This window comes from Thalassospira sp. MIT1004 (assembly GCF_001858545.1).
GTDB classification, from domain to species: domain Bacteria; phylum Pseudomonadota; class Alphaproteobacteria; order Rhodospirillales; family Thalassospiraceae; genus Thalassospira; species Thalassospira xiamenensis.
Genome location: NZ_MCAO01000047.1, coordinates 75,007 through 88,849, shown reverse-complemented (window position 1 = coordinate 88,849; position 13,843 = coordinate 75,007). Strand labels below are relative to the sequence as shown.

The window sequence follows — 13,843 nt, the reverse complement described above, 5'->3', positions numbered from 1 at the left end:
CCTGTCGCGCGAGCAAGGCTTGGGTGTGAGGAGGGCGATGTCGCTGGTGATATCAGAACAGCGACATTTGCCCGTTCGCGCTGGGGCGGACAAAGCCGCTGCAATCAAGGTTGAGCGACCGGCCGGTCATGCCGTGTTTTTTGCGTGCAGCATCAAACCGTCTGGCGATCAGGTCGGCAATCGGGCCGGTGCCGCGCATGCGGGTGCCAAATTCGGATTGATAGCGTTCGCCGTCGCGCATCTGGCGGATCAGGGACATGACCTTTGCCTTGCGATCAGGATAATGGGCCGCAAGCCATTCTTCGAACAGATCGGCGATTTCAAGCGGCAGGCGGACGACGATGTGGGATACGGACGTTGCCCCGGCGTCATGAACCGCGGCAACCAGATTTTCGATTTCCATGTCATTCAGGCCGGGAATGATTGGCGCGCACAGGACCGTGACGGGGATACCGGCATCGGCAAGTTTGCGAATGGCATCAAGCCGACGGTGCGGGGCAGAGGCACGCGGTTCGAGAAGGTTGGATAATCTGTGATCAAGGCTTGTGACCGATATTGCGACCGACGCGCGGTTTTTTGCGGCCATTGGCGCGATCAGATCAATGTCGCGGGTGACAAGTGCGCCCTTGGTGATGAGTGAGAACGGATGCTGGCAATCCGATAGCACCCTGATGATTGAGCGGGTCAGCTGTTTTTCACGTTCAACCGGCTGATAGGGATCGGTGCTGGTGCCAATGACAATCGGGGCGGGCATATAGCTTTTGACGGCGAGCTGTTTGCGCAAAAGGGTCGGGGCGTCGGGTTTCCAGAACAGTTTTGTTTCAAAATCCAAGCCTGGCGACAGGCCCAGATAAGCGTGGGTTGGCCTGGCAAAGCAATAGATGCAGCCATGTTCACAGCCGCGATAGGGATTGATCGAACGGTCAAACGGCACATCGGGGCTTTGATTTCTGGTGATCACGCTGCGCGCGCCATCAATGCCAAGGGTGGTGCGGATGCGCGGCGCGTCCTGATCTTCCATCAGGCTGGTCATCCAGCCATCATCGACCGCCTGATGGATATGGCGTTCAAATCGGCCATCAATGTTCGATACCGCCCCGCGGCCCTTTTGTCGGCGCGCGGGCAGCAGATCCGGATCAAAATCCGGATTGATCCAGCCTTCGCCCGGTTGGGCGGTTTCGATGTGATCGGGTGTTGGTTCGATGATGTTTCGCATATGTTCAAATTATAGAACAAAATAGGAACATTCAAGCGAAATACGCAGTGCCCAGGTTGCCCGCGCAGATGTCAACGCGGACAGCGGCAGGCCGTTGATTTGACATCATCCGGTTATCAACAGCATTCCTGATTACGGGCAGGTCGGCGTTGCTGTCGTGAAACTGATGGAGCCGGTGTTTGTCCCGCCACCGACATTGCATGTGCTTACATTGCCGCTGTTACCGGCGCCGGAGAGATTCGTATTGTTCAGGTTAAAGAAGATCAGGTGGTTGTTTGTCGCCCCGCTGACATTGAGTGTGTTGTTCTCGAAGACGAGATTGTCTGATCCGATGACTGACAGGGCATAGGCAAAGGTATCGTTACTGGTGGCTGTGATCGTATTACCGCGAATGACGGTGTTTTGTGCGTTTCCGATAACCTGTATGCCAAAGGACGTGTTGCCCGTAGCGTTGCTGGTCAATGTGCTATTGATGATTTCGACGTTATTCACGCCGTTGATCCGCACTGCTGTGGTCGCACCCGCGGAGGTGGTTGAGACAGTAACGCCAACAAGGCGACTATTGTCGGCCATGTTGAAAATATGGCTTGGACTGCCAAAGCCGGGCGGAGTGCCGCCTTGGCCGCTTAGGCTGGCACCCGGTGTGGTGATGGTCAGAGTACGACCGGAAGGTGTTTTAACATCAAGATTGCCCGTTCCCATGATGGTTTGGCCGTTTTGAACATCAAGGCGGCTGTTCACGTTGGCAAAACTGCCATTCAGGACCACGGTCGAATTGGTACCGGCGGATGAGATGGTCGTGGCGAGGTCGGCACTTGCTGTTGTTGCGCTGCTGACAAGCGTGATGGTGTTGCCGTTGGCCGTGCTTGTTATTTCCTCCGCCGTGGTGAATTGCCCAGCCTGACTGACGATATCAATGTCGCGCATGATCGGATCGGTCATGCGGCGTTCGATAGCGTTCAGGCGCGGTTTGGGATTGTCGCCAAAATCCTGAAGCGGGATGCGCAGGCGGAAGCTGGCAAAGCTTTGTGTGCCGCGCGGATCGTCATGCTGGATTTCAGCCCCCAGCGAAAAGCGCGAGCCTTGCCACAGGAACGGTATTTCATCAAAGGTCAGGTCAAGCCGCCCGCGAGGTCCCTGTACCGTGTCCACATCGTCGTCGGTAAAGCGATAGCCGCCTGCGTAAAGGCGCAATTGTTGTGGTGCCGTGGCTTCAAACAATGGTGCGCGCCAGCCGATTTCGGCATCAAAACCGCGAAGGGCGCGTTCTTCGCCCTGACGGTACATGATCGTGGTGCCGGAAAAATCCACCGTGCTCAGACTGTCTTCGATATAGCTTGTCTTGCCGACCGGCATATAGGCATTGGCGCGAAAATCCCAGTCAAGCGAGAGGGCTTCGGCCCCGAAAGTCACCTGATTGAATTTGTTGTCATACGCGCTGTGGCGGCGATCAAAATAGCCATAGCCGCCAATATTCCAGCCGCTATCAAGCATCTGGCGAATGCCGACACCGAAATTGCCTTCGTGACTGTTGGCATCATCCATCCGTGCGCGGATATTGGCAAAGGTCAAGGTATCGTCATCCTGCCATAGCGGAATGAACAGATCGGTTTCGCCAAGGTTGCGGTCTGTGCCTGCCTTGCCTTCAAGGTCGATATGCGGTCCCCATTTGTTGCCGCCATCTGCGTCCTGAGCATGCGCGGATGGCGCGAAAGCGACGGCGCAGCTACAGACAAATCCAACCGCATATTTTTTCATTTTTGTCTTCAATCATTTTGATCTGGCTTATGCGCGGCAGGAAAAATCGCTGGCATTTTGCGCATCAGTCAGATCGGCAGTTAAGCCAGTTCATGAAATGGAAGTCCGAGGATTAGGGGATTTGCGCATGGGTCGCCACAGCAACGGCAGGGATGCGATATTTTCCTGCGCGAAGTGGATATCCATTGCGTTTTATGGATAGGAAACAGTGCGAGGTGCGCAAAGGCGGACTATTGAGCCCCGTCTTTTGTCGACCTTTTAAATTGCCTTTTCGATTGTCATGTATCGGTACAATCGCGCGCTTGCCGGTTTTGACAATCCATCTATAGTTTCGTGGCCACCCTTTTTATGGAGCCATTCCGATGGATTGGACACAGTTTGTCAGCTTTACGCTTGTCACCGCCCTTCTGGTGATGTCACCGGGCCCCAATGGCGTTCTGATTGCCAAAACCGTTCCGACATCGGGCCGTGCGGCAGGTTTTGCCAATGTTGCCGGTTTCGTGACCGCCTTTTACTTGCATGGCACATTGTCGATTTTGGGGATTTCGGTGATCCTGGTGCAGTCGGCGCAACTGTTCATGATGGTGAAGATTGCCGGTGCGGCATATCTTTGCTGGGTCGGGTTCAAGGCGCTGCGTGAGGCGTGGCGCGGGGTTAAAACCGTTGCCGAAGTGGCCCCGGCCAAACGCCGCAGGACGCTTCTGGTGGCGTATGGCGAGGGGTTTCTGACCAATGCGCTTAACCCCAAGGTATCGATTTTCTATCTTGCGGCATTTCCGCAATTCATTCCGGTCGGTGACGGGGCGATTACATCGGCCTTCATGCTGGTGTGTGTGCATGCCAGCATCAATATCATCTGGTTTTCGGCCATGATCATTTTGCTGTCGCGCCTGAGCGGGATGGCGCGCAGTGGATCGTTCCAGCGCGCATTAAAGGCCGTGACCGGCAGCGTGTTTATTGCGTTTGGCATCAAGCTTGCGATGTTCCGGCCCTGATATCGGGCCGGGATCGCATTATTTCTTGATGGCAATCAGCGCCATGATGGCCGCGAACAGGCCAAACAGAATGCCGCCCACCGGAATATCAGAGAGGATACCTGAAAGGGCGGCATCTTCGTTTATCAGGGCTTCGAACGCGACCAGCGGCAGGATCAGGGATGCCAGAAACAGAAAGACCGGATTGAACAGTTTGTTTTTCATGGTCTTATCCCCCGATCATCGCAATCAGCAACAGGCCCAGCGCCATGAAGCCGCAAAGGGCGGTCAGAAGCACACCGGTTTTCAGCACGACCGATAATACCGGTCCTTCCTTGCCCGAAAGCCCGACCGTCGAACAGCCGACCAGGATTTTTGACGGGGCCAGCATGCTGCCAAGCGATGCGCCGGTTGCCTGTGCGGCCAGAACAAGGGCGGTGGAAATGCCCGAAAGTTCGGCGGTGTGGCGCTGGAACATGCCAAAGACCACGTTGGAATTATTCGTGCTGCCGGTCATGAAGGCACCCAATGCCCCGATTGCCGGGGCTACCACCGGATAGGCGATGGCAAAGGAGCCGGAAAACAGCGCAGCACCGCCTTCGGCCAAGGCATAGGTCATGCCCGCGTGATCCATAATAATCGCAAGGCCAATGACCGGCACCATGCCGATGCTGGTCGGAAGGCCGCTTTTGGCCGTGCGTTGCCAGATACGTCTGGCGATGCCGTTGTCATAGCGTCCGCGAATTTTAAAGAAGGCAAAGCTGATGGCGGCGGTATAAAGCAGCAACGCGCCCGGATGGCCGAAAATCGCAATCGGCTTGGCGCTTTCGGCATCGATATTCCAGCCGAGATCGGTTGAAACCGCCGGGAAATCGAAGGTCAGGCGAAGGCCCGACAGGAAATCCTCGACCGGGGGGATGAAAGTTGCGATGCCGACAATCACCATGAAAACGAGATAGGGGGTCAATGCCTCGATCAAAGGCATGTGATGATGGTCGTCGTCTTCGGTGGTTTCGGCAACGTCATCGGGATGGGGTTTCCAGAACCGGGTGACGATGATCGAGGTGACAAGCCCGGCAATCCCGGCAGTCAACCCGCCCAGTGTCCAGACGCCGTAATTCGCCATCAGATATTGAACGACACCCATGACCCCGGCAATCAGCACAAGCGGCACGATCCGGCGACGCACGGTGCGAAAACCGCCATCCAGCCACAGAACCGCCGCCCCGCAGGTAAAGCCCGACAGGCCAAGCAGAATGGCGGAATAATGCGTCAGTTCGGTACCGGGAATGCTGGTAACGCCAATCAGGGCCTCGAACGAGGTTGCCATATTGCCAAACAGCACCGACCAGCTATGGCCGATCATCGGGGCTGCAACCGCGATGACGGGCGAGAACCCCATGCCGAGCAAAAGTGGCGCGATCACCGCAATCGGCACACCGAACCCGGCGACACCCTGCAGGAAGGTGGCAAACACATAACCAAGGATCAGCAATTGCAGCGGGCGATCGTCGGTTAACTGGCGGATGGCCCGCCCGATGGTTTTGATTGCACCGGCTTCTTCGGCAGCGAAATAAAGGATCAGAGCGGCCCAGACGATATAAAGAATGTATAGGGCCAGCATCACGCCCTTGGCCTGCGCGATGATCAGCATATCGGTCGGCGCACCAAACGCGATCATGGCGATGGCAACGGTGACGAACCATGCGGCAGCACCGGCGCGTGCCGCGCCCCAGTTTGCCTTGATCATCAGAAACAGAATGGTGGCGATCGGCAGGGCAGCCAGAAGGAAGTCTGTCATCGGGGCGAGCCAAAACCTTTTGGAACAATGTGTTGCGGTTGATTTTCCAACCGGGCCGACATCTTGTCCCAGCGCATCTGCAAGCGCAAGAAAACAGTTATGGCATTTCGTATGATGAAATACAAAACCGGGCCCGGCTGGTTTCAGTCGAGCCCGGTTATTGTCTGACTAATTGTTTCAGGCGCAGTTTTGCGCGGTTTGTTCGGTTTCAAGTTCGTCGCGCAGTTCTGCGGCAATTGAGAATGATTTCAGACGTGCCGCGTGATCAAAGATATTGGCAGTGACCATGATTTCATCGGCCTTGGTCATATAGATGAAGTCGCGCAGCTTTTTGCGAACCGTATCGCGCGAGCCGATTGCGGCACAGCGCATGGCATGATCAACCCCGGCCTTTTCCACCCGGTTCCAGATGTCATCCATCGATTTGACCGGTTTAGGCAACTGGCCCGGCGAACCGCGCCGCAAGTTCAGGAATTGCTGCTGCATGGAGGTGGCAATAAATTTGCCTTCCTCGTCGGTATCGGCGGCGAAGAATCCCATCGCGGCAATCGCATAGGGTTTATCAAGCTGTTTGCTTGGTTCAAACCGGTGACGATACAGCGACAATGCATCCATCAGCATATCGGGCGCAAAGTGTGACGCAAAGGCAAAGGGCAGGCCAAGACGGGCGGCCAGATCAGCGGAAAACAGGCTGCTACCCAGAAGCCACATCGGGACTTCGGAGCCATAACCCGGAACGGCGCGGATCGGCGGGTTGCCTTCAAGGGGGGCGAGGAATTGCTGAACCTGAAGCACGTCCTGGATGAAGCGTTCCTCGGTGCCGTGCATGTCACGGCGAAGGGCGGCGGCGGTGCGTTGGTCGGTTCCCGGTGCGCGTCCGATGCCAAGATCGATACGGCCGGGATAAAGCGCATCAAGGGTGCCGAACTGTTCGGCAATCACCAATGGCGCATGGTTGGGCAGCATCACACCGCCCGAACCAACGCGGATGGTTTTGGTGCCCGCAGCCACATGGGATATGACAACCGATGTTGCGGCACTGGCAATGCCGGGCATGTTGTGATGTTCGGCCAGCCAGTAACGATGAAAGCCGAGCTTTTCGGCATGCTGGGCCAGTTCAAGCGTATTGCGAAGCGCATCGCGCGGGTGTTCGCCCTCGTTAACGGGGCAAAGATCAAGAACGGAAAAACGGGGCATAGGCATAATCCCAGTTGGGCGCAGGCCGAAAACGGCGCGCCGGATTTCAGTGTTGGGGTTAATCTAGCCCAAATTCAGGTGCTTGCCAGTGCGGGAGTGATAATCCCTTATTTGAAAGTGGCGAAAAGGCTTTAATTCAGCCGGTTGGTTCCGTTTCCGCATTGTGATGCGCATTCAGCGTGCGGCTGACGAAATTGCGCAGTACGGTCGAGATATCGTTGCTGCGATAGGCCAGTGCGAGATGCGCCATCGGGACATCGCCCGCGACCTTGCGATAGACGACGCCATTGACCTGCAATTGTGCCATGGCGGCGGGGACGAGCGAGAAACCGAGTTCGGCGGCGACAAAGTTGATCACCGAGCCCAATTGCGGTGCACTTTGCCCCATGACCGGTTCAAATCCGGCGGCACGGCAGGCGGCAACGACGATATCGAAATGGGTTGGTCCGACCTGGCGCGGGGTCAGGATCAGGGCATCGTCACGCAGGGTTTCGAGCGCAACCGTTTCATGCCGGGCGGCGGGATGACCCGCCGGAAGCACGATCAGCATCGGTTCGGATTTCAGGCGATGCAGTTTGATGGCATCGCTGTTGGCAGCACCTTGGCGCAGGAAGACGGCATCAAGCTGTTCATCCATCAGCGCATTCAAAAGGCGGGCGGAATTGTTTTCTTCCAGCGTCATTTCAACACCGGGATAGGCGCGCCTGAAATCGCGGAAAACGCGCGGGACGCTGGGGCTAAACGCGGCGGATGCGGTAAAACCCACCCGGATCGAGCCGATTTCACCCCGGCCCGCACGGCGGGCGGCGCGGATGGCGCGTTCCGCCAGTTCCGGGAAATGCTGCACGATATCGCGAAAGGCAATCCCGGCCTCGGTCAATTCCGCGCCATGCGGGACGCGATGAAATAGCTGGGTGCCGATTTCGGTTTCAAGATCGCGGATCTGCTGGCTTAGCGGCGGTTGACCGATGCCGATGCGGGCTGCGGCACGGGTAAAGTTCCCCTCGCGGGCAACTTCAAGAAAATATCGAATATGGCGCAGTTCCATCCGGTATCTCCAAAACATATCGAAAATGACTGTGACATATATTGGACGGATATCGGGAAAGCTGCAATCCTTTCGGTCAGATCAGAATTCTTCAAAAAACGAGGCCGGAATATGAGTGCCCACCGGGCGAAAAGCCCCGCAGCGCAGGCTGCCAGTGATGACATCAAGCCATCGACCGCCGGGGCCGAGCCGGTTTATACCGAACCGGGATCACCGGAATTTCGCCGGATCAGTCTTGCGCTGTTTCTGGCGGGGTATGCGACCTTTTCGCTGATCTACTGCGTGCAGCCGCTTTTACCGGAACTGGCGCGGGATTTTGCCGTCAGCCCGGCATCCAGTTCGCTTGCGCTGTCACTGACGACCGGGTTTCTTGCCTTTGCCATCCTGCTTGCCGGGGCGGTGTCCGAGGCATTCGGGCGCAAGCAGTTGATGTTTGCATCCATGTGCGGCGCGTCGCTTTTGAACCTGATTGCGCCGTTGCTTTCCGACTGGCATGCGTTTCTGGTGGTGCGTGCGCTTGAGGGCCTTATTTTAGGTGGGGTTCCGGCGGTTGCGATGGCGTATCTGGCCGAGGAAATGCATCCGCGCGGCCTTGGCACTACGATGGGCATTTACATCAGCGGGACCGCCCTTGGCGGGATGAGCGGGCGCGTGGTGATCGGCATTCTGACCGATATGTTTGGCTGGCATCTCGCACTTGGTGCGATGGGCGCACTTGGGTTGCTGGCGGCCCTTGGGTTTGTCATTCTGTTGCCGGCATCGCGCAATTTCGTGCGCCGCCCCGGCTTTCAATTGTCCTATCATGTCCGGGCATGGGAAGGGCATCTGCGCCATCCCGGTCTGCCATTCGTGTTCCTGATCGGGGCATTTGCGATGGGCTGTTTTGTGACGGTCTATAATTATGCCGGGTTCCGTTTATCCGCTGCCCCCTATGACCTGAGCCAGGGGCAGATCAGTCTGATTTTTGTGGTTTATCTTTGCGGGATGGTGACGTCTTCCATTGCCGGTGCCATGTCCGACCGGATCGGCCGGGGGCCGGTTTTGCTGGCGGGGATCCTGATTGCCGGGGCAGGGGTGGCTTTGACTTTGCTTTCCAGCCTTTGGGGCATGATTGGCGGCATCATGGTCCTGACCAGCGGCTTTTTCGTGGCTCATTCGGTGGCAAGTGGCTGGGTCGGGCGGATGGCGAAACAATCCAAGGGACATGCGTCGTCGCTTTATCTGCTGGCCTATTATCTGGGGTCTAGCATCATGGGATCGGTTGGCGGCTGGTTCTGGTCGCATGGTGGCTGGGACGCGGTGGCGGCATTTGCTGGCGCACTTCTGATTGGTGCGGCGATTTGCGGAACTTACCTTTGGCAGGCCGCAAGACGGGCCGAAGCCGTTGCCTGACACACAAAAAGAAACCCCCGCCAGAAGGCGGGGGTTTTTGTTTGATGGCCGGTAACAGGCACGATTAAAGCCAATCGGGGCTCGGCAGACCTTTTTCCTTGAGGAAGGCCGGGTTCCACAGCTTGCTTTGATAGCGGGTGCCAAGGTCACACAGGATGGTGACGATGGTTTTGCCCGGGCCGAGTTCACGGGCTAGACGTACCGCACCGGCGATGTTGATCCCGGTCGAACCGCCCATGCACAGCCCTTCCTCCTTGAGCAGGTCGAAGACGATCGGCAGCATTTCATCATCTGAAATCTGGAACGGGTGATCGATATCGATGCCTTCGAGGTTGGCGGTAATCCGTCCCTGACCGATCCCTTCGGAGATCGAGCTTCCTTCGGATTTCAGTTCGCCAAACTTGTAGTGGCTGTAAAGGGCAGCCCCCATCGGATCGGCAAGACCGATCTGAATGTCCTTGTTGCGATCTTTCAGCGCCATCGACACACCGGCAAGCGTCCCGCCGGTACCGACCGCACAGATAAAGCCGTCAATCTTGCCATCGGTCTGTTCCCAGATTTCGGGGCCGGTGGTGTCGATATGGCCCTGACGGTTGGCGACGTTATCGAACTGGTTGGCCCAGATGGCACCGTTCGGTTCGGTCTTTGCCAGTTCTTCGGCCAGACGGCGCGAAACGTGAACATAGTTGTTCTGATCGCGATAGGGGACGGCGGGGACTTCGCGAAGGTCGGCCCCCAGCAAACGCAAAAGGTCTTTCTTTTCCTGGCTTTGCGTTTCGGGAATGACGATCACGGTGCGATAGCCAAGTGCGTTGCCAACAACGGCAAGACCAATGCCGGTATTGCCAGCCGTGCCTTCGACAATAACGCCGCCCGGCTTCAGAAGGCCGCGTTTTTCCGCGTCACGAATGATGGCAAGGGCAGCACGGTCTTTGACCGATCCGCCCGGATTGGCATATTCCGCCTTGCCCAGAATGGTGCAGCCCGTAAGCTCGGAAACCTTTCTGAGTTTCACAAGCGGGGTGCGGCCAATGGCTTCAATGGTGCCATTGCGAATGTCCATGACAGACTCCAAGCGTGGTTAGAATGTGTTTTGTTACCTGTTGATTGGGTCTTTTATACACAAAAGTCAAGACTGATTAAAAATTACCACTAAATTTATGTGTTAATTAACTCGCATCCGGCAAACACGTTCACACGTCCGAAACCCCGGCTTCCCTGCGAATACGGTCGCGATTGAGCATCAGCCACTGAATGGCAATCGTCGCCGTTGCATTGCAGAGTTGTCCGTCACGCAACATGGCAAAGCATTCCTCGGACGATACCGTATAAACGCGGATGTCTTCGCCTTCTTCAGCGAGGCCATGCAGGCCACCGGCTTTGGACGCATCAACCCGACCATAATACATGGTGACTGTTTCGCTTGAACAGCCGGGGGTGACATAATAGCGCGAAATCAGTTCAAGGTCGCCGATGACCGAACAACCGGATTCTTCCATGGTTTCGCGGTGCGCGACATCCTGCATTTCCTCGCCATCCTCGACGATGCCAGCGACAATTTCCGTCAGCCAAAGCGGCATTTCCGGGAAACGCTGATGGACCGAAATGGCACCGGGGCGGAATTGTTCGATCAAAACAACTTCATCACGTACCGGGTCATAGGGCAGGACCGCGACGGCATGCCCGCGTTCAAGGACTTCGCGCTGCAGAACCGCGCTTTGGCCGCCGTCAAAAAGGTGATGGCGCAATTCATATACATCAAGTTTGAAATGGCCGTCCCAACCGCGTGTGCGGCGAATGATTTCGTAATTATTGTTGTGTTTCATAAATTCTGTCCGGTGGTGGTTCTGGAATTATCATTCTGGAGACAACATATATCTCATGGTTTCACATCAGATTTGTGAAGAGAAGAGGGCAGAGCCACTTTGCGGTTGATGCGCGCCTCCCGTGAGGGGGTGATTAGCCGAAACCGTTCAGGTTGCACTGCAACTATTCGCAAGGGTGTGAGGCCAAGTGCCGTATTTTAATAATTTTTAATGTAGTGTAAAATCTGATCAATTAGCGCGCGGAATGAACGCTGCCAAACCGGACAGGTAGCGCGTTAGATCGCATTGGCGGGGAAGATGGGGCTTTGATGCGATTCGAACCGACTGAAATCGCGCGTCTTTACGGGCGGTCGCGGGTGGGAGTTGTCGTGCACAGGGATTTGAACGCTGTGTATGTCAATGACGCCTATGCGAAAATGCTTGGCCGAAAAGACGTGAAGGATTTCATGGCGGAGCCCGATCTGCGCCAGTATATCCCGCCCAGTTTCCATTACGAAGCCAGCAAACTTGTTGCGAAGTTCCAGGATTCGACCGGTTTTCACGGTTGGAAAAAGGTCTATAACATCCGCACCGATGGAACCCCGGTCTGGATGGAGATCAGCGACGAAACCGTCGAATGGGGCGATGACAACGCGGTTCTAACCACTGCACAGCTGATTGATAACGGCACGACGGCCATGCAGGTCGATCACATGCTGGGACGATCCTTTATCGGCGTGATGGTCCATCGCGACATGACGGCACTTTACGTCAATGATGCCTTTGCCCGCCTGATGGGGGCGGAAAATGCCAGCGCATTCATGGAAAAACCCGATATCTTGCGGTTTATTCCCGAAGCGGATCGGGATCGGGCGATAAAACATGTTGCTGATATTTTACACGGCGCGCGTGAAGGCGAACGTCATCGTGTGCGCGATATTCTTGATGATGGCAGCACGGTCTGGCGCGATCTGACCGACGAGCGGATTTTGTGGCACGACGGACGCCCGGCAATCCTGACCACGGCACATGACGTGCGTGAAGAAGTCGAAATGAACGAAGCCCTGATGCGAACCAAGGCCGGGCTTGAAGAAGCCGTGACCGAGGTCATCCGCATGGTGCCATCGGCTGTTGCCATGCTTGATGTCTATCAGAATGTTACGAACTTCAATCGTGAATTTGCCCGCCTGTTTGGCGAAGAACAACAAAACAAAGATGACGATCCGGTCTTTGATATTTCGATTTTGTGCAATTTGTATGCATCCATGATCAAAGGTGGCCACGGGCACGCCAATGTCGATAGTGTTGAAACCCCGTCCGGTTCTCACGCCGATATTCGCATGAACTTGATGGAAGATGGCAGGGTGATGGTTTCGGCATTGGATATTTCCAGCCACAAGCGCAAGGAGCAGCATCTTGACGCACTTGCCTCGACCGATCCGCTGACCGGGGCGCTGAACCGGCGCGGATTTGAATCCGCTGTCAGCCGTCTTCGCGAAATTCGCCTGCTTAAAGGCAAGGTCTGGCAATTCGGGCTGGTGGTGCTGGATCTGGATTATTTCAAATACGTCAATGATACCTATGGCCATTCCGTTGGTGACAGGGTTCTTGAGAAAATTGCCATCACCTTGCGGCAGGCGCTTCGTGATGATGACCTTGTCGTGCGTCTGGGCGGAGAGGAGTTTGCTGTCCTGCTGCCATCTGCAACCACGGCGGTTACGAAGCGTATTGCGGAACGGCTTGCCAATATGATCCGTGCCATCGAAATCCCGGTCGGTGCTTCAGGCAACGAGATGGTGACCATCACGGCCAGTTTCGGTGTAACTGTCGGCGGGGAACTGCGTGGGCAGTTTGTGGAACTGGAGCAGGCGTTGCTGGTGGCGGACCGCGCGATGTATGACGCCAAGGAAGCCGGTCGCGACACGATCAGGTTCCTGACCTTCGATGATGATATCGACAACTGAATTTCCGTGAATTATCTTCGCGCTTTGCGCAATCGGGCAGGAGAAAGATGACAATTCGTGAAATGCTGTCTTCGGACGGTGATGCTGTTGTCGATATCTATGACCGGGCACTGAAATCCGGCCATGCATCCTTTCAACAAAACGGCGGAAGCTGGGACGACTGGGATCACGGGCATTTGACGAAATGCCGGTATGTTGCCGTCGATGAGGCCGGTCAGGTAACGGGCTGGGCGGGATTGTCTGCTGTTTCGGGGCGCTGTGCCTTTGCCGGTGTTGCGGAGGTATCGGTTTATGTCGATCCGCAATGCCAAGGGCGGGGCATCGGAAGTGCGTTGATGAACGCATTGATCCGTGGTTCGGAACAGAACGGTTTCTGGTCGCTTGAGGCCGGAATATTCCCGGAAAATACTGGCAGTGTTGCCCTTCATCGAAAACACGGGTTCGAGATTCTTTGCCAGCGTAGCGGATTTGGCCGGATGGGATATGGCCCGATGCAGGGGCAGTGGCGCGATGTGCTGCTGCTTGAACGGCGCAGCAATGTTGTCGGGATCGACTAGATATCAATCCAATCATTTGTCACTGGGTTGCGTAAAAACCCGTAGACGATCTGGAAATTGCGGTGCCGATGCGCTAAGCAGCAGGGGCACCCGCGATAAATGCCGCGAATAAACGATACAGGAGAGCGCCA

The 13,843-nt window shown here is 56.1% G+C and carries 12 protein-coding genes; 4 read left to right on the top strand and 8 right to left on the bottom strand.

All coding sequences use genetic code 11. The annotated features are described in order from the left end of the window. Positions 1-52: 52 nt before the first annotated feature. Entirely contained in the window at positions 53-1,216 is a 1,164-nt protein-coding gene (locus BC440_RS21460; RefSeq protein ID WP_139192169.1) for a PA0069 family radical SAM protein, read from the bottom strand. A 132-nt stretch (positions 1,217-1,348) separates the two neighbouring features. Then, positions 1,349-2,974: an inverse autotransporter beta domain-containing protein gene (locus BC440_RS21455; protein WP_071241332.1), complete on the bottom strand. Its 1,626-nt coding sequence runs from the start codon at positions 2,972-2,974 to the stop codon at positions 1,349-1,351. Between the two features lie 362 nt (positions 2,975-3,336). Between BC440_RS21455 and BC440_RS21450 the strand changes: the two genes are divergently transcribed. Beyond that, the gene (locus tag BC440_RS21450) at positions 3,337-3,969 is read left to right on the top strand and encodes a LysE family translocator (protein WP_071241331.1); all 633 of its coding nucleotides are present in this window, start codon (positions 3,337-3,339) and stop codon (positions 3,967-3,969) included. Positions 3,970-3,987: 18 nt separating this feature from the next. Here the strand turns inward: BC440_RS21450 and BC440_RS21445 are convergent, their stop codons facing one another. The 4 genes from BC440_RS21445 to BC440_RS21430 form a co-directional block, all read right to left on the bottom strand. Next, positions 3,988-4,173 (bottom strand): hypothetical protein, encoded by a 186-nt coding sequence (locus tag BC440_RS21445; RefSeq protein WP_071241330.1) that lies wholly within the window; start codon positions 4,171-4,173, stop codon positions 3,988-3,990. Between the two features lie 4 nt (positions 4,174-4,177). Next, on the bottom strand, positions 4,178-5,749 hold the full coding sequence (locus tag BC440_RS21440) for an L-lactate permease (protein ID WP_071241329.1): 1,572 nt from the start codon (positions 5,747-5,749) through the stop codon (positions 4,178-4,180). Between the two features lie 177 nt (positions 5,750-5,926). Further along, positions 5,927-6,946: an LLM class flavin-dependent oxidoreductase gene (locus BC440_RS21435; RefSeq protein WP_071241328.1), complete on the bottom strand. Its 1,020-nt coding sequence runs from the start codon at positions 6,944-6,946 to the stop codon at positions 5,927-5,929. A gap of 136 nt (positions 6,947-7,082) precedes the next feature. Then, the gene (locus BC440_RS21430) at positions 7,083-7,994 is read right to left on the bottom strand and encodes a LysR family transcriptional regulator (protein WP_071241327.1); all 912 of its coding nucleotides are present in this window, start codon (positions 7,992-7,994) and stop codon (positions 7,083-7,085) included. Between the two features lie 111 nt (positions 7,995-8,105). Here BC440_RS21430 and BC440_RS21425 point away from each other — a divergent pair, with 111 nt between their 5' ends. Next, the gene (locus BC440_RS21425) at positions 8,106-9,386 is read left to right on the top strand and encodes an MFS transporter (RefSeq protein ID WP_071241326.1); all 1,281 of its coding nucleotides are present in this window, start codon (positions 8,106-8,108) and stop codon (positions 9,384-9,386) included. Positions 9,387-9,450: 64 nt separating this feature from the next. Here the strand turns inward: BC440_RS21425 and BC440_RS21420 are convergent, their stop codons facing one another. Together BC440_RS21420 and BC440_RS21415 are read right to left on the bottom strand one after the other, a co-directional pair. After that, positions 9,451-10,449: a cysteine synthase A gene (locus BC440_RS21420; protein ID WP_007090011.1), complete on the bottom strand. Its 999-nt coding sequence runs from the start codon at positions 10,447-10,449 to the stop codon at positions 9,451-9,453. A gap of 130 nt (positions 10,450-10,579) precedes the next feature. Further along, on the bottom strand, positions 10,580-11,212 hold the full coding sequence (locus BC440_RS21415; protein WP_071241325.1) for an NUDIX domain-containing protein: 633 nt from the start codon (positions 11,210-11,212) through the stop codon (positions 10,580-10,582). A gap of 308 nt (positions 11,213-11,520) precedes the next feature. On the opposite strand from BC440_RS21415, the gene BC440_RS21410 reads away from it, so the two are divergent. After that, a complete protein-coding gene (locus BC440_RS21410; RefSeq protein WP_071241324.1) occupies positions 11,521-13,155 on the top strand; it encodes a diguanylate cyclase in 1,635 nt (544 codons plus the stop codon). Positions 13,156-13,202: 47 nt separating this feature from the next. Further along, on the top strand, positions 13,203-13,712 hold the full coding sequence (locus BC440_RS21405; RefSeq protein ID WP_037988534.1) for a GNAT family N-acetyltransferase: 510 nt from the start codon (positions 13,203-13,205) through the stop codon (positions 13,710-13,712). Positions 13,713-13,843: the final 131 nt, after the last annotated feature.